The organism is Polaromonas sp., assembly GCF_016185115.1.
GTDB lineage: Bacteria > Pseudomonadota > Gammaproteobacteria > Burkholderiales > Burkholderiaceae_C > Polaromonas.
This window is the reverse complement of the sequence record NZ_JACPOF010000015.1, coordinates 506,494-523,051: the sequence shown is the minus strand read 5'-3', so window position 1 is coordinate 523,051 and position 16,558 is coordinate 506,494. Positions and strand designations below refer to the sequence as shown.

Genomic DNA, 16,558 nt, shown 5'->3' with positions numbered 1-16,558 from the left:
CGACCTCAATATGCTTCAGGCGCAACCTGAATCAGCGCGCGTCCCACCACTGTTCGCGCAATCACGGCATCAAAAGCGTCAGCAAGCCTGTGCAACGGAAATGGTTTTGACGATTCAGGCTTCAGTTCGCCCGCAGCGACGTGCCCGAACAGTGTGTCCATCATGTCCTTGAGGCGTTGCCTGTAGACCTCACGTTCGTCCGTCAGTCCCCAGCCGATGTAGAGGCCGAAATTGAAGCCAATGATTTCCGCGTTTTTCACCAGCAGGATATTGGCCGGGATTTTCGGAATTTCACCGCTGGCAAAGCCGACCACAAGAATGCGGCCTTCAGGCTTCAGGCAACGCAGCGCCTCATCGAACAATGCGCCACCCACCGGGTCAAACACGACATCGACATTCTTCCAGCCATTGAGGTCGCGTACCTGCTGGCTCAACTGGCCGCTGCCATGAACGATGCCCGCATGTGCGCCACGATCAAGAGCGATCTGTACCCGCGCATCGCTACCGGCAACGGCTATTACCCGGGCTCCGGCCAGTCGACCCAACTCCACGGCAGGCAGCCCTACGCCACCGGCCGCGCCGTACACAAGCAGCGCGTCACCCGCCTGAAGCCGGCCGCGCCAATGCAAAGCTGCATACGATGTGCCATAAGTCAGCGGAACACTTGCAGCAGTTGCAAGGCTGACCACATCAGGTACATGCCAGGTGGTGGATGCGCTTGCAACGGCCTGCTCCGCGTAACCACCCCAATCCAGTGCTGCGGCCACCCGGTCACCAGGAGAGAACCCGGTCACATCGGAAGCCACCTCCAGGATCACACCTGAGATCTCTGTGCCCGGAACAAAGGGCAACGGCGGCTTGCGCTGGTATTTTCCCGCGATCACCAGCGTCTGGCCAAAACCCGCCGTGGCATAGTGAACCGCAATACGAACCTGCCCTGCGGACAGAACCGGAGGCGCTACATCATCGCGAAGCTCCAGCTCGCTGTAATGCATCCATTTTTCACACAGGTAGGCTTTCAAAAGGACTCCGCGGTTCTATTCAAAGCTGATATGCGACATGTCTTTGGTGATCTGCTGCCATTTGACCGTCTCGGTACGCGCCAGCTCATTGGCCTGTGCAGATGTGGTGCCGGTGGTGTCAATGCCAAAGCTCACCAGCCTCGCGTTGAAATCAGGCGTATTCACGATTTTGGCAATCTCTGCAGAGAGCTGGTCAATGATGGCCCTGGGCGTCTGGCGTGGTGCAAACATGCCCCACCACGGCGAAAACGGCTCCATGCCTGAAATACCCTGCTCGGCGAACGTGGCGACATCAGGCAGCACGGCAGAGCGTTTGATACCCGTCACTGCAATCGGCCGAATCTTGCCCGCCTTGATCAGCGGGGAAGCACTGCCAATATCAGCTACTGCAGTCAGCAGTTGCCCACCCATCAGGTCCTGCAACTCCGGCGCCACGCCCTTGTACGGCACATGCACCATCTTCACGTTGGCCTGGCGGATCATGAATTCACCCAGGACATGCGCGCTCGAGCCATTGCCGTAGGAGCCGTAGTTTGCCGTCTCGGGTTTGGCCTTGACCGCATCGAACAGCTGGCGCAGGTTGGTGATGGACGTTGCACCATTCACATAAAGCACCAGCGGCGTGGAACCGAGATGCGAGATCGCCGTGAGGTCTTTCTGCACGTCGTAGGGCACCTTCTTGAGCGTGGCAGGCGTCATCACAATCGGCGTGCTGGTCGTGAACAGCAGGGTGTATCCATCAGGGTCGGCCTTGGCCACTGCAGCCGTGCCCAGCATCTGTGATGCGCCCGGCCGGTTGTCCACCACCACGGTCTGGCCCAGTGCCTGCCCCAGCCTCTCGGCGACAAGCCTGGCAATGACATCACTGGGGCCGCCAGCACTGGCAGGGACGATGAAACGAATGGGCTTGGACGGGTAGCGTGCGGCGTCCTGCGCCCTGACGCCGGGAACGGCAAGGATCAGGGCTATCGCGCCCACCTTCAGGCATGTTTTCAGTCGAGCGAACATGGGATTTGTCTCCGGTGAATTCTGTGGGGCCGCCCGACAAACCGGTGCGGTCATTAATTACGCTTGCATATGATATTTCACAATACCGATACCGGCAATTACGGGCAAACCAGTAGACATGTCAATCGACCCCATGGGTTCAGGCACTTGCCATGCTTCGCAGCATTTCCCGAAGTTCGCGGCGAATGAGCTTGCCAGTGGGCGAACGGGGCATCTGGGCGAGCACGACATAACGTGCGGGCGACTTGATGCGCCCCAGCTGTTTGCTGCAGTGTGCAGCCAGGACCTCTTCCAGCTGGTCAGGCGGCACTGTCCCGTCGCCCACGACAAAGGCCACCGGTCGTTCGCCAAACTCATCATCTGCGGCACCCACCACACCCACGTCGACAATGCAGGGAAGTTCCATGATGGCCGATTCAATCTCCTGGGGATAGACATTCACCCCACCCGAAATAATCATGTCGTCCATTCGGTCGGTGAGGAACATGTAGCCCTCACTGTCCACATAACCAATATCCCCAAGCGTCTGGTAGCCCTGGGGGCTGGTACGCCCGGCCGTTTTTTCAGGCTCGCCGAAGTACTGGAAAGGCTTGATGCCTGAAAAAAAGATGCGCCCGACTTTTCCAGGCGGCAATTCCGCCCAGTCATCGTCCAGCACATGGGGCACGCCCTTGCAGGTCTTGCCTACCGAGCCCGGGTGCTTCAGCCACTCGCGTGAATCCAGCATGGTGAGGCCCACGCCCTCGGTACCGGAGTAATACTCCATCAGTATGGGGCCCCACCAGTCGATGATGGCGCGCTTCACCGGCACAGGGCAAGGAGCGGCAGAGTGAAGCGCCATCACATGATGGGGTGCCGAGAAACCGCGCCGCACATCCTCAGGCAGGCGAAGCAGCCGCTGGAGCATGGTGGGCACCCACTGCGAATGCGTGATGCGGTGTTTAACCAGCATGTCCAGCGCGTCTTCGGCCTCGAATTTCTCCATGCCGAACACACTGCCGCCCCTGGCGGTCACGGTCAGGGCAAAGCGCAGCGGCGCAGCGTGGTACAGAGGCGCAGTGGAGAGGTAACGCACATTCTCATCAATCGAAAAAAGCGCCATCAGGTCGGCGGCAAAAGTGGGTGCACCCCGGTAATCAATATCCGGCAAGGGCCGCCACACGCCTTTGGGTGCACCCGTGGTGCCCGAGGTGTAGAGCATGAGCGAGCCTGGTGCTTCTTCCTTCCTCGGTTGCGTATCCATGGCGGCCATCAGGCCCGCCGCGCCCGTATACCCGGGCATGTCCGGCCCATGCGAAAGCCAGTGAACAGGCCGTCCGCAAAGCCCCGGGAGTTCCCCAACTGGTGTTTTGACGGCGGCATCCGCGAGCACAAGCCTGGCCTGGCTGTTATCAACAATATAGGCCGCGTCTTTCAGGGACAGCGAGCTGGATGCCGGTGTGAAATACAGCCCGCTGCGCCAGGCCGCCCAGGCCAGCACAAACATGAAGGGCACATTCGGCAAAAAAGCCACGATATGGTCGCCGCGCTGAAGCCCCTTCGCTTCAAAAACCCGCGCCAGCTGGTTGGCGCGTGCCTCCATCTCTCCGTAGCTCAGTTGTTGATCGCCTATGCTGATCGCAACCCTGTCGGGGAAGTGCGTCGCCCAGTGGCGCAGGTCATGTGTCATGTTCTGGTTTCTGGAATATCCCACCGTGCCCCGGCAAGGGTTTGCCCGGTCACATGGATTTAATTGACAAGAGTATCGTATGGCTACATACTATAATCCAACACGTGACTACAAACAACAAACAGCATTCCGGCGTGTTCGATTTTTCACCCATCCATAGACCGGGCGTGCGCCACCATCATCCATGAAAGTACTTGAGCGCCCCCACCATCTGCAGGCGCGGGTGAGTATTGCTGCCGCAGGGTCTGGCAGGCCTGTGCAGGTGACACCCGAAACCCTGTCCTCACTGGTGCGCCCTGGCGAACTCGTCTACGTCCCCGGCGCAAGCGGCGCGCCTCTTTCCTTTGTCTCCAGTCTGCTTGCACACCGTGAGCATCAGCAGGATCTGCGGATGTTGACAAGTTATGTGCCCGGCATCAATACGCTGGACATGCAGTCCATCGATCAGAGCGCCATCGTCACCGGCCTGTTCATGCACGCGGGCTTGCAGGCTGCGCAACTGGCCGGCCAATACCGCTGCCTGCCCTTGAGTTATGCGGGCTTTGTGCGCCATGTGCTCGACACCGTGGATACCGATCTTGCGGTTGTCCAGCTGGCGGCGCCTGATGCGCACGGCAATTGCTCGCTGGGCCCTGCGGTCGAATTCATGCCATCCATCCTGAGGAAGACACGCCGGGTGCTGGGATTGATCAATCACCAGACGCCGCGCATCCCCGGTGCGGTCAGCATTCCCTATGCAAGCCTCGACTACGCCTGTGAAGTCGACAGTCCCCTGCCCACCTACAACACCGACAGCAATGCCGTCACAGAGGCCATCGCACGGCACATCGCCCGGCTGGTGCCTGACGGCAGCGCGCTGCAGATCGGGCTGGGCAAGGTGCCCATGGCATTGTCCCGCCTGCTCTGCGACCGCCGCATGCTTCGCCTGCATTCGGGCATGTTGTCCGATGGACTGCTGGATCTTGCGCGGGCCGGCGCACTGGACCCGGATTTTCCACACACCACTTGCGCCCTTGTCGGCTCCACAGAGCTGTACCGGGACATCGCGGATTTTGACCAGCTTCGCATTCTGGGCTGCGAGACAACGCATAACCCGCGTGTAATGCTTGAGCTGGACAATTTTGTGTCCGTCAACTCCGGGCTGGAGGTGGATCTTTTTGGCCAGTGCAACCTCGAGCACGCGAAAGGCCAGGCCATCAGCGGCGCAGGCGGTGCACCTGATTTCGCGCGCGCCGCACGGCTGTCTGCAGGTGGGCGAAGCGTTGTGGCCCTGAACGCCACACATCACGCCGGCAAGGGTTCGCGCATCGTTCCCTGCCTTGATGCCAATGCGATCACCACCATATCACGCATCGACGTTGACCACGTCGTGACCGAATACGGCGTGGCCAACCTGGCAGGCGCCAGCGTGCATGAACGCGCGCAAGCCATCATCAGCGTCGGGGCGCCCGCCTTCCGCGAAGAACTGTCCCGCAGCTGGTCGGTCATCGCTGCACGCCTTTAGCAGTGCCGCCGCCTCACGCATGAAGCCTGCTTTTTATCCCACGCAAGTCCGTTGTTCACTGCACGGGCTTTACATCAATTCATTTTATGGAGTCAGTCATGCAAGCCTTACTTGAAGGAAAAGTCATTGTTGTCACGGGTGCAGGTGCGGGTGTAGGCAAGGGCATCGCCATGGAGGCAGCGCGCCAGGGTGCCAGGGTCATCGTCAATGACCTGGGCGTCGCGATCGACGGCAGCGGCGCCAGCAGCGGGCCGGCGCAGCAGACGGTTGACGAGATATGTGCCTTCGGCGGCACAGCTGCAGCCAACACCGAGAGCGTGGCCGAATGGAAGTCAGCGCAATCCATCATTTCGCAGGCACTTGATCTCTACGGCCGCATCGATGGTGTCGTGAACAACGCGGGCAACCTGCGCGATGTCATCTTTCACAAGATGCCCGAAGACGACTTTGATGCGGTCATACAGGTTCACCTCAAAGGCAGCTTCAACATGTCGCGTGCCGCAGCGCCCCACTTCAAGAGCGAGGAAAGCGGCTCGTTTGTACATATGACGTCTACCTCCGGCCTCATAGGCAACTTCGGTCAGGCCAACTACTGCTCCGCAAAAATGGGCGTTGTCGGCCTGTCAAAGGCGATAGCGCTCGACATGGAACGCTTCAACGTGCGTTCCAACTGCATTGCACCGTTCGCCTTTACGCGCATGGTCAACACCATCCCGACCGACACGCCGGAGGGCATGGCGCGCATGAAGGTCAACCAGCGGCTCGAAGCCGAAAAAATTGCGCCGTTTACCTGCGCACTGCTGACCGATGCGGCGAAGGACGTGACGGGCCAGATTTTTGGCGTGCGCAACAACGAGATTTACCTCTTCTCGCAGCCGCGCCCCATACGCACGGCCCACTCGGGCGAGGGCTGGACGGTCCAAAGCTGCCTGGATGTGGCCATTCCCATGATGAAACCGTCCTTTTACGCGCTGGACAAGTCCAGGGATGTGTTCTCCTGGGACCCCGTTTAAGGTTGATTCAAGCGGATTGACGCGCAAATTGAACTTAAAGGCCGCTAGCGTAAAATAAAAAAACCGACCTATTCAACATTGCTGCGTCGGCCATGTGAGGACCACACCTTGAAAAGCGCCCAGCCTGCCAAAAAATCAAAAGCCACGGATGTGAGTACAAAAACCGCCAGGGGCCGCGCAAAACCGGCCGAGGCCGAAAACTGGGACGCGCGTCTGGGCTTCCTGATGCATGATGTTTCGCGTTTACGGCGCAGTGTGTTTGACGAGTTCATGAAGCCCATGGCCATGACCCGCTCCCAGTGGTGGATTCTGGCGCACCTCTCGCGGCACGACGGCATGATCCAGAGCGACCTTGCCAACGTGCTCGACATCGGCAAGGCCGCCCTGGGCGGGCTGATTGACCGGCTGGAAGCCTCCACATTTATTGAGCGCCGCACCGACGACAACGACAGGCGCGTCAAGCGCATTTACCTCACGTCCAAGGGCACGCAGATCATCGCGGAAATGCGTACACGCAGCCACGATGTGAGCGAACGCATCCTCGAAGGCCTGGACACCGCCTCACGCAATGCACTGGTCGACATGCTCGCACTCGTCAAAAAGAACCTGTTGTCCATCAAGGGCGACTCGCCGGCCGAATAAGCCCGCGCCCGGGATCTGCCTCCCGCGTCCTGCGGGCCAGGACCACACAGCCGCTTCACCACCGGATCCGGCACAGGCCGCAAGGGTTTGCATAATTAGTCTGCTTGCATATAATATGCAATTGTTAAGTCAATCAATTACCTTGCGAACCGGACTCCCCCCATGAACTTTGACGCCACTGAAGACCAGGTCTCCATCCGAAACGCCATCCAGGAAATCTGCAACGACTTTGGCGACGATTACTGGCTGCGCAAGGACAGGGAAGGCGGCTTCCCTGAAGACTTCTACAGTGCCATTGCAAAAGCGGGCTGGCTGGGCATCGCGATGCCGGTTGAATACGGCGGCGCAGGGCTGGGCATTTCGGAAGCCTGCGCCATGATGGAAACCGTTTCTGCATCTGGCGCAGGCATGTCGGGTGCGTCGTCCATTCACATGAATGTATTTGGCCTGCACCCGGTGGTAATGCACGGCAGCGACGAGCAGAAGAAACGCTGGCTGCCGCCCATCATCAGCGGCGAGGCCAAGGCCTGCTTCGGCGTGACAGAACCCAATACCGGCCTGAACACCCTCAAACTCAAGACCATGGCTGTGCGCAAGGGCGACAAGTATGTGGTCAATGGCCAGAAGATCTGGATATCCACCGCCCAGGTGGCGCAAAAGATATTGCTGCTGGCGCGCACCACACCCATTGAAGAGGTCAAATCGTCCACACATGGCCTCAGCCTGTTCTACACCGACCTGGACCGTACAAAAATCGAGGTCCGCGAGATCGAAAAACTTGGCCGTAAATGTGTGGATTCGAACCAGCTGTTTATTGACGGTCTGGAGATACCGGTTGAAGACCGCATCGGCGAAGAGGGCCGCGGTTTTGAATACATCCTGCACGGCCTGAACCCCGAGCGCGTGCTGCTCGCCGCAGAAGCCACCGGCCTGGGCCGCGTGGCGCTGAAGCGCGCGGCCAGGTACGCCGGCGAGCGCATCGTGTTCGACCGTCCCATCGGCAAGAACCAGGGCATACAGCACCCGCTGGCCGAGCGCTGGGTTGACCTGGAAGCCGGCACCCTGTTGTACCAGCGTGCCGCATGGCTTTATGACCAGGGCCGGTCATGCGGTGCCGAGGCCAACGCCGCCAAGTTCTTCTGTGCCGAAGCTGGCTACAGGGCCTGTGAAACTGCCGTACTCACACACGGAGGCATGGGCTATGCCAAGGAGTATCACGTCGAGCGTTACTTCCGCGAATCGATGCTGCCACGCATCGCGCCCATCTCGCCGCAGCTGATTCTCTCGTTCATTGCAGAGAAAGTTCTGCAGCTCCCCAAATCCTATTAACCCGCTTTCTGGCTACCTCAAGGACCCGACATGAAATTGTGTGAAGGACGTATTGCTGTTGTGACCGGCGCAGGCCGTGGTCTGGGCCGGGCCCACGCCCTGATGCTGGCCACGCACGGGGCCAAGGTGGTGGTCAACGACATGGGCGGTTCGGCAGACGGAAGGGGCGAGGGCAACGATCAGACACCGGCGGAAGAAGTGGTGCAAGCCATCAAGGCCATGGGTGGTGAGGCGGTGGTGGATACCTCTGACGTCTCCGACTGGAAAGGCGCCAAGGCCATGATAGACAAGGCTGTCGATTCATTCGGCGGCCTGGACATCCTGGTCAACAACGCAGGCATATTGCGTGACCGCATGATGATCAACATGAGCGAGGAAGACTGGGACGCCGTCATCAAGGTCCACCTCAAGGGCACTTTTGCACCAGCGCATCACGCGGGCAACTACTGGCGCCAGCAGAGCAAGGCCGGTAAACCGGTCGATGCACGCATCATCAACACCACCTCGCACTCGGGGCTGTTCTGCAACATAGGCCAGGCAAATTACGCGGCCGCCAAGGCAGGCATCGCAAGTTTTTCCATCGTCGCCGCGCGTGAACTGCAGCGCTATGGCGTCACCGTCAATGCCATCGCACCGCGCGCCACCACCCGCATGACCGAAGGCCTGCGTGAATGGACACCCGAGCAGCTGGAGCGCCGCGACCCCGAATGGATTGCCGCACTGGTGACCTGGCTCTGCAGCCCGGAGGCCAGCAAGGTCAGTGGCAAGGTGTTTGAAGCCTGGGGTTATGGTTATGCCGTGGCAGAAAGCTGGCAGCATGGCCCGCTGACGCAGGCGAGCAAAAACCCTGCCGAGCTGGGCGCATCGATTGAGGAGATCATCCGCTTCTCACGCAAGAACGCGGGCATAGACCGCGACACCTGGCTGGATGTTTAAAGCAGGGGCTAACGCCCCTTCCAGTCCGGGGGGCGTTTTTCTGCAAATGCCCGCGGCCCTTCCGCAGCGTCCCCGCTGCTGCGGTTGCGCGCTGCAGCGGCGTCGCTGATAGCCCAGGCCTCGTCAGACAGATAAAGCGACGCATCCAGCGAGCGGTACATCACGCCCTTGCTTTCACGCACCGCAACAGGCGCATTGGCGCAGATGCGCTCAGCCAGTTCCATCGCTTTTTCAAGCACCTGGTCGTGCGGCGCAAGCTGGTTGACCAGGCCCCAGTGCAACGCATCTGCGGCACTCATGAACTCACCGGTGAGCACGTGGTACATCGCCGTTTTCAGTGGCATCTGCCGCGGCAGCCTGAGCATGCCGCCACCGGCCGCCACCAGCCCGCGCCTGACTTCAGGCAGGCCGAAAGCTGCTTTTTCTGATGCAACGATGAGGTCACACGACAGGGCTATCTCCATACCGCCGCCCAACGCATAACCATTCACCGCCGCAATTACCGGCTTGTCGATATAGCGGCGCAGCAGGTCGGCAATGCCGGGTTTGCCGGCTTCGCTGATGCGCGTCATCTCGCCTGCCGCGACGGCCTTGAGGTCTGCGCCCGCAGAAAAGGCCTTGTCGCCGGCCCCTGTCATGACGGCCGCCCACAGTTCTGGATCGGCAGAAAACTTTCGCAGTGCTTCACTCAGGCCCGTGCCGACGTCCATATTGATGGCGTTCATCGCCTCGGGCCGGTTGATGGTGATCAGCGCAACCCTGCCGCGCACCTCATAAAGAACGGCTTGTCCGCTCATGCGGGAAAGCGCTGCGCCAGCTCGAGCACACGCCTGGCCTGCTTGAGGTGCGGCATGTCCAGCATCTTGCCTTCAAGCCCCACGGTCCCCATGCCGGGGTTGGCCTCAAACAGGTCCACCACTTTTTTCGACCAGGCCAGCTCTTCGGCTGACGGGGAGAAGGCCGCATTGATGGCTGCCACCTGGTTCGGGTGGATGGCGATCTTGCCGGTGAAACCGCGCCGCCGTGCCGCAGTTGAATCACGCACCAGACCGGGCTCATCACTGAAATCTGCCCAGATCGTGTCTATGGGCTGCACGCCTGCGGCCACCGCACCGGACAGGCACAAGGTTCTGGCCAGTTCATACACGGAATCGTATTCACCGTCCGGCCGGCGATTGGTGCTGGCACCCAGCGCGGCAGCGATGTCTTCGGCACCCCAGGTCAGCCCCGCCAGCCTTGCACTGCAGCCCTCATAAGAGCCCAGCGTAAACAGTGACTTCGCGGTTTCGGTCGCCACCGGCATGATGCGTATGGAACCCTGCGCCACGCCTTCACGCACTTCAAGTGCATCGAGGTAATGTGAGAGCTGAACGATGTCTGCAGCTGAATCAACCTTGGGCAGCACGATGCCGTCAGGTGCACCCGCAACGACCATCAGGTCCAGCAAAGCCGCTGGTGTGGACAGCGGGTTGATGCGCACCCACAGTTGCTGCTTGCCGCGGCCAGCGCCAGCGCTTCGGCTGCGAAGGTAATCAAGTGCCATCCCGCGTGCGATGTGAGTGCGCGACGGCGCCACCGCGTCTTCAAGGTCAAGAATCAGCGCATCGGCACCTGTGGCATCGCCCTTGGCAAGCTTGCGCTCGCTGTCTGCCGGTATGAAGAGCATGGAGCGCAGCGGCGCGTAGGGATCGGGTGCAAAACCCTTGCTGGGGGGTGTGGTCATGACTGAACTAATCTTATTTCGGTTTGAACAAACTGCGGCCAATGATCTGTTTCATCACTTCCATCGAGCCGCCGGCAATCTTCACGATGCGCGCATCGGCATAAGCGCGCGCAATTGGATATTCCCACATATAGCCCCAGCCGCCAAACAGCTGCAGGCATTCATCAACAGCCTTGCAGTGCAGGGTGGACATCCACATCTTGGCCATGGCCGCATCGGTGCCGTCCAGCGTGCGCTCCATGAAAAGCTTCAGGCAATGGTCTACAAACACACGGCCCACCACTGCCTCGGTCTTGATCTCGGCCAGCTTGAACTGCGTGTTCTGGAAATCGGCCAGCGTCTGGCCGAATATCTTGCGCTCGGCAACGTAGTCAATCGTGTACTGCAGCACGGCTTCAACCACAGCCGCAGAGCGCACCGCCTGCGTCAGCCGCTCCTGCGCCAGGTTTTTCATGAGCAGCTTGAAGCCGCCGTTTTCTTCGCCCAGCAGGTTGCTTGCCGGTACGCGCACGTTCTCGAAGAACAACTCTGAAGTGTCCTGCGCCTTCATGCCCAGTTTTTCGAGCCGTTTGCCGCGGACAAAACCTGCGCGGGTCGCTTCGACAATGAAGAGCGAAATGCCACCGCCTTTCGCGTCAGGATCGGTCTTGGTGGCCAGAACAATCACATCGCAGATCTGCCCGTTGGAGATAAACACCTTCTGGCCGTTGATGACGAAGTCGTCGCCATCACGCACCGCACGGGTTTTGATGCCCCGCACATCGCTGCCGGCCTGCGGCTCGGTGATGCCGAGGGCACCTATGACCTCGCCGCGCACCATGGGCGGCAGCCAGCGCTGTTTCTGCGCTTCGGTGCCAAAGGCCAGGATGTAGGGCATGACCATCTCGTTGTGCACGGGAAAGCCCGGCCCGGTGAAACCCGAGCGTGCCAGTTCCTCTATCAAGGCAAAGTTGAACAACTCATCAGCGCCGGCGCCGCCATATTCTTCCGGGATGGAACAGCCCAGCAGGCCCGCCGCACCGGCCTTTGCCCACAATTCGCGCGGCACACAGCCTTCTTCCTCCCACCGCGCATGGTGCGGGGCAATCTCGGCCTCTATGAAGCGCCGCGCGGTTTCACGGAACTGCTCATGCTCTTGCGAAAAAAGTGCCCGTGTGTTCATGGCTGATTATTTGTTGCGGGAACGCGGTGCATCAGCGCTACCCGCTTGCAGGTCGCAACCAGTTCGTTGCGCTGGTTCCATGCACTGTGCCGGAACACCACAATGCCATTCTTCGGACGTGATTTGCTGTCACGCTTTTCCAGCACTTCGCTCTCGACATGCAATGTATCGCCAGCAAATACCGGCTTGGGGAAACGCACTTCGTCCCAGCCCAGGTTGCCGACAGTGGTGCCCAGCGTGGTGTCGCCGACAGAGATACCGACCATCAGCCCCAGCGTGAAGACGCTGTTCATCAGCGGTTTTCCGAACTCGGTCTCTTTGGCGTATTCGGCATCCAGGTGAATGGCGGCCGGGTTGTGCGTCATGGTGCTGAAGAGCACATTATCGGTCTCGGTGACCGTGCGGCGAATGTCATGCCTGAAGATCTGACCCACTTCAAACTGTTCAAAATAAAGTCCTGCCATGCCTAGTCTCCCATTTGATATGATTGCATATTGTATTGCATGGTACAGTATTTAAAATACCCGGCAAGGCGGCACAGGCGCTCTCCTTGCAGCAGATACTGCAACGGGCGAGCAGGCAACATCAATATCGTATTGATGCATATTAAATAGGGCCTTTCAACGGGCCCGGAAAGGCAGTCCAGTGTCTTCAACCCGTAGCTACGGCATCACAGGTTTTGGGGGCTACATCCCCCGCTTAAGGATGGAGCGCAGCGCCATTGCTGCGGCCCATAAATGGATGGCGCCCTCATTGCGATCAGCAGCAAAAGGCCGCAGGGCCTTCTGCAACTGGGACGAAGATGCCCTCACCATGGGCGTAGAGGCCGCACGCGACGCGCTGAATGGCACGCCTGCAGCCGACATCGGAAAGCTGGTCTTTGCCTCCACCACCATGCCCTTTGCCGACATGCTGAATGCATCCGTCATCGCCGGCGCGCTTGAACTGCCAAAGAACCTGCAGGCCCTCGACATAGGGCAGACACAGCGGGCAGGCACTTCCGCGCTGCTGGCTGCGCTGGCCGACAGCAGCCGCCCAGCCCTCGTAGTGGCCAGCGACCGCCCACGCGGCAAACCCGCCAGCACACAGGAGATCGGCTTTGGCGCAGCAGCCGCAGCTTTCACCCTGGGCAGCGAGAACATCGTTGCCGACCTGCTGGGCTCGGCCAGCGTGACCGACAGTTTTGTGGACCACTTTCGCTCCAGCGACAACAAGTACGACTACTTCTGGGAAGAGCGCTGGATTCGCGACGAGGGCTACCTCAAGATAGTCCCCGACGCCGCCGCCCTGGCGCTGGCAGATGCCGGCGTGAATGCTGCAGCCATCCATCATTTCATCATGCCCACGCCGTTCAAGGGTGTGGCCACGGCACTGGCCAAAAAACTCGGGCTGGCGGCCGGCTGCGAAGCCGATGCACTGGATGAGAACTGCGGTTACTCGGGCAGCGCACATGGGCTGCTGATGCTCAGCCACGTGCTGGAGAAAGCCAAAGCGGGCGAGCTGATTTTGCTGATTGGTTTCGGCCAGGGCTGCGATGCCCTGGTGCTGCGTGTCCGAGAAGCCATTGCGGACTTCAAGCCGGCGCGTGGTGTCAGCGGTGCACTGACGGATGCACAGTCGCTGGACAGCTACATGCGCCTGCTGGCGAATGAAGACGGCGTCGAACCCGAATGGGGCATGCGTGCCGAGAAAAACACCAAGACCGCACTGACCGAGCAATACCGTTCCCGCGACCAGGTCGCCGGTTTTGTAGCGGGCAAGTGCCCGCACTGCGGCACCATACAGTTCCCGCAGCTGGCCTACTGCGTCAACCCGGCCTGCCAGAAAATCGCCACCGGGTTTGAACAGGTGCCGCTGCGCGACGTACCCTGCAAGGTGCTGACCTATACCGCCGACTGGCTCTCCTACCACCCTGCCCCACCGCTGTATGTCGGCTTCGTGCAATTCGAGAACGGTGCACGCCTGCTGATGGAAACCGTGGACATCAACACCCAGCAGCTCGAAGTCGGCACACCGCTGCGTGTTGTCTTCCGCATCAAGGAAATCGACAAGGGTCGCGGCTATCGCCGCTACTTCTGGAAAACCACTCCGTTAGAAGCATGAAACACCCCCGTTGCAGCTCACTGCATGTAGCTGCCTCCCACCCTCAAGGGGGCGCTGCCTGTGGCCCGGCGAAGCCGGTTCCACGGCAGCCCTGGCCCTCTCACTGGTCGTTGCATGTCCTGGCACATGCAACGACCGTACAGAAGCATTAAGGAAACAACATCATGGCAACAGGTATCAGGGACAAGGTCGCCATCATTGGCATGGGCTGCTCGCGTTTCGGCGAACGCTGGGACATCGGTACACCCGAGCTGCTTTCGGAAGCCTTTGAAGAGGCACTGGCCGACGCCGGCATAGAACGCAAACAGATCAACGCGGCCTGGTACGGCTCGGGCATGGACGCGATCAACGTCGGCAACTCATCCATCCCGGCGGCAATGGCGCTGCGGCTGGAAGGCATTCCGGTCAGCCGGGTCGAGAACATGTGCGCCACCGCGACAGAAGCGCTGCGCGGCGCAACCTATGCCGTTGCATCAGGTGCGGTCGACATTGCGCTCGCCATAGGTGCAGAAAAACTCAAGGACACGGGCTATGGCGGCCTGCCCACGCCTTTCAAGGGCACGCTCAACGACATGTGGATGCCGCTGGGCTCGGCGCCTGCAGGTTTTGCGCAGCTGGCTGCCGGCTACCGGGCCAAACACGGTATCTCGAAAGAAGACCTGAAACGCGCCATCGCTCATGTCTCATGGAAGAGCCACCAGAACGGCACCATCAGCCCCAAGGCGCACCTGCAAAAAGCCATCACCATGGAGCAGATCCTGAACGCGCCCATGATCGCCGAACCCCTCGGCCTGTTTGACTGCTGCGGCGTCAGCGACGGTTCAGCCGCCGCCATCGTCACCACGCCCGAGATCGCACGCGCGCTGGGCAAGAAGGACATGGTCACCATCAAGGCGCTGCAACTGGCCACCAGTTCGGGCGTTGAGTCGGGCACCGACAGCTGGGACGGCAGCCATGTGCGCACCACCCGCATTGCCGCAAAGAAGGCTTACGAAGAGGCCGGCATCACCAACCCGCGCGAGCAACTCAGCCTGATGGAAGTGCACGACTGTTTCTCCATCACCGAGCTGGTCACCATGGAAGACCTGTTTGTATCCGCCGAAGGCCGGGCCACACACGATGTGATGAACGGCTTTTTTGACCGTGAGGGCGGCGGTGTGCCCTGCCAGGTTGATGGCGGACTCAAATGCTTTGGCCACCCGATAGGTGCATCGGGCCTGCGCATGGCCTATGAGGTCTACACACAGTTGCTGGGCCGCGCCGGCAAGCGCCAGCTGAACAGTCCCAGCATTGGCCTGACGCACAACCTGGGCGGCGTGCCTTACCTGGGTGTTGCAGCCATTTCGATTCTTGGCCTGCACAGCTGACACTGCTGGAATCGATGATCAAAGGTAAGCTGCGGGCATGACCAATCTCCCCAAAACCAACACCCGCGTCCTGCTGAAATCCCGGCCCACCGGCATTCCGCAGGCTGAACATTTTGAAATTGCCGAGGCAGACATGCCCGCGCTGGAGCCCGGCCACTTCATCGTGAAGAACGAGTTCCTGTCGGTCGAGCCCGCCATGCGCGGCTGGGTCAACGCCGCAGCCAACTACTCAGACCCCGTGCCACTGGGCGGCGTGATGCGCAGCTTTGCGGCGGGCACCGTGGTGGCCTCGCGCCACGCCGGTTATGCCGAGGGCGACAAGGTCATGGGCATGCTGGGCTGGCAGCAGTACGCCGTCAGCGACGGCACTGGCATACGCCGCAAGGTGCTGGAGCATGACCTGCCGCTGTCGCTCTCGCTCGGTGTACTGGGCATCAACGGTGTCACGGCGTACTTTGCATTGACAGAAATCGGCGAGCCGCGCCCGGGCGACACCGTCGTTGTCTCAACCGCTGCAGGCTCGGTCGGTTCGGCTGCGGGCCAGATCGCCAAACTCGCGGGTTGCCGCACCGTCGGCATCACGGGCGGCGCGGCAAAACTGAAGATGTGCCTTGAAGACTTCGGCTACGACGCTGCCGTGGATTACAAGGCCGCCGACTTCCAGCAGGCACTGGCTGCGGCCAGCCCCAAAGGCGTGGATGTCTATTACGACAACACCTCGGGCGCCATCTCCGATGCAGTGGTGGCGCGCATCAACAAGTTTGCACGCATCGTCATCTGCGGCACGGCCTCGGTCGCCAGCTGGGACCCGTGGCCCAGCGGCCCGCGCATGGAGCGGCATTTGCTCAACAAGTCGGCGCGCATGCAGGGTTTCCTGGTCTGGGACTACGAACACCGTTATGAAGAGGCGGTCGCCAGACTCGCCGCCTGGGTGCGCGAAGGTAAGCTCAGGTACCGCGAAGAAATCATCGACGGCATGGCCGCCGCACCCGACGCGATTGCCAGCCTCTACCGCGGTGAAAACCTCGGCAAGCGGCTGATCCGTCTGTAACCACCAATACCTGACCCTGACACCGGCAC

At 60.5% G+C, this 16,558-nt stretch carries 15 protein-coding genes; 8 read left to right on the top strand and 7 right to left on the bottom strand.

Annotation, left to right across the window (positions count from 1 at the left end):
* Positions 1–5 precede the first annotated feature (5 nt).
* The 3 genes from HYX42_RS08985 to HYX42_RS08975 all read right to left on the bottom strand — a co-directional run bounded on the left by HYX42_RS08985 (position 6) and on the right by HYX42_RS08975 (position 3,699).
* A complete protein-coding gene (locus HYX42_RS08985; RefSeq protein WP_293402023.1) occupies positions 6–1,022 on the bottom strand; it encodes an NADPH:quinone oxidoreductase family protein in 1,017 nt (338 codons plus the stop codon).
* Positions 1,023–1,037: 15 nt separating this feature from the next.
* Positions 1,038–2,030, bottom strand: a complete 993-nt coding sequence (locus HYX42_RS08980) for a tripartite tricarboxylate transporter substrate binding protein (protein ID WP_293402021.1) — start codon at positions 2,028–2,030, stop codon at positions 1,038–1,040.
* 139 nt (positions 2,031–2,169) lie between these two features.
* Positions 2,170–3,699 (bottom strand): AMP-binding protein, encoded by a 1,530-nt coding sequence (locus tag HYX42_RS08975; RefSeq protein WP_293402019.1) that lies wholly within the window; start codon positions 3,697–3,699, stop codon positions 2,170–2,172.
* Between the two features lie 184 nt (positions 3,700–3,883).
* Between HYX42_RS08975 and HYX42_RS08970 the strand changes: the two genes are divergently transcribed.
* The 5 genes from HYX42_RS08970 to HYX42_RS08950 all read left to right on the top strand — a co-directional run bounded on the left by HYX42_RS08970 (position 3,884) and on the right by HYX42_RS08950 (position 9,123).
* Complete coding sequence (locus tag HYX42_RS08970; RefSeq protein WP_293402017.1) at positions 3,884–5,203, top strand: acetyl-CoA hydrolase/transferase C-terminal domain-containing protein; 1,320 nt, start codon at positions 3,884–3,886, stop codon at positions 5,201–5,203.
* A gap of 98 nt (positions 5,204–5,301) precedes the next feature.
* A complete protein-coding gene (locus HYX42_RS08965) occupies positions 5,302–6,216 on the top strand; it encodes an SDR family NAD(P)-dependent oxidoreductase (RefSeq protein ID WP_293402015.1) in 915 nt (304 codons plus the stop codon).
* 108 nt (positions 6,217–6,324) lie between these two features.
* The gene (locus tag HYX42_RS08960; protein ID WP_293402013.1) at positions 6,325–6,858 is read left to right on the top strand and encodes a MarR family transcriptional regulator; all 534 of its coding nucleotides are present in this window, start codon (positions 6,325–6,327) and stop codon (positions 6,856–6,858) included.
* A gap of 162 nt (positions 6,859–7,020) precedes the next feature.
* On the top strand, positions 7,021–8,187 hold the full coding sequence (locus tag HYX42_RS08955) for an acyl-CoA dehydrogenase family protein (RefSeq protein WP_293402010.1): 1,167 nt from the start codon (positions 7,021–7,023) through the stop codon (positions 8,185–8,187).
* 30 nt (positions 8,188–8,217) lie between these two features.
* Positions 8,218–9,123: an SDR family oxidoreductase gene (locus HYX42_RS08950; protein ID WP_293402008.1), complete on the top strand. Its 906-nt coding sequence runs from the start codon at positions 8,218–8,220 to the stop codon at positions 9,121–9,123.
* Positions 9,124–9,131: 8 nt separating this feature from the next.
* On the opposite strand, the gene HYX42_RS08945 is transcribed toward HYX42_RS08950, so the two are convergent.
* The 4 genes from HYX42_RS08945 to HYX42_RS08930 are packed head-to-tail and all read right to left on the bottom strand — an operon-like array spanning position 9,132 to position 12,472.
* Entirely contained in the window at positions 9,132–9,920 is a 789-nt protein-coding gene (locus HYX42_RS08945) for a crotonase/enoyl-CoA hydratase family protein (RefSeq protein ID WP_293402006.1), read from the bottom strand.
* Positions 9,917–10,846, bottom strand: coding sequence for a CoA ester lyase (locus HYX42_RS08940; protein ID WP_293402004.1), 930 nt, complete (start codon positions 10,844–10,846; stop codon positions 9,917–9,919). The genes HYX42_RS08945 and HYX42_RS08940 overlap by 4 nt, the downstream gene beginning before the upstream one ends.
* A 13-nt stretch (positions 10,847–10,859) precedes the next feature.
* A complete protein-coding gene (locus HYX42_RS08935) occupies positions 10,860–12,008 on the bottom strand; it encodes an acyl-CoA dehydrogenase family protein (RefSeq protein ID WP_293402002.1) in 1,149 nt (382 codons plus the stop codon).
* Positions 12,005–12,472 (bottom strand): MaoC family dehydratase, encoded by a 468-nt coding sequence (locus HYX42_RS08930; protein ID WP_293402000.1) that lies wholly within the window; start codon positions 12,470–12,472, stop codon positions 12,005–12,007. The genes HYX42_RS08935 and HYX42_RS08930 overlap by 4 nt, the downstream gene beginning before the upstream one ends.
* Positions 12,473–12,653: 181 nt before the next feature.
* Between HYX42_RS08930 and HYX42_RS08925 the strand changes: the two genes are divergently transcribed.
* The 3 genes from HYX42_RS08925 (at position 12,654) to HYX42_RS08915 (ending at position 16,529) form a co-directional block, all read left to right on the top strand.
* The gene (locus HYX42_RS08925; protein WP_293401997.1) at positions 12,654–14,111 is read left to right on the top strand and encodes a 3-oxoacyl-[acyl-carrier-protein] synthase III C-terminal domain-containing protein; all 1,458 of its coding nucleotides are present in this window, start codon (positions 12,654–12,656) and stop codon (positions 14,109–14,111) included.
* A 164-nt stretch (positions 14,112–14,275) separates the two neighbouring features.
* A complete protein-coding gene (locus HYX42_RS08920; protein WP_293401995.1) occupies positions 14,276–15,478 on the top strand; it encodes an acetyl-CoA acetyltransferase in 1,203 nt (400 codons plus the stop codon).
* 37 nt (positions 15,479–15,515) lie between these two features.
* The gene (locus tag HYX42_RS08915) at positions 15,516–16,529 is read left to right on the top strand and encodes an NADP-dependent oxidoreductase (protein ID WP_293401993.1); all 1,014 of its coding nucleotides are present in this window, start codon (positions 15,516–15,518) and stop codon (positions 16,527–16,529) included.
* The last annotated feature ends 29 nt before the right edge of the window (positions 16,530–16,558 follow it).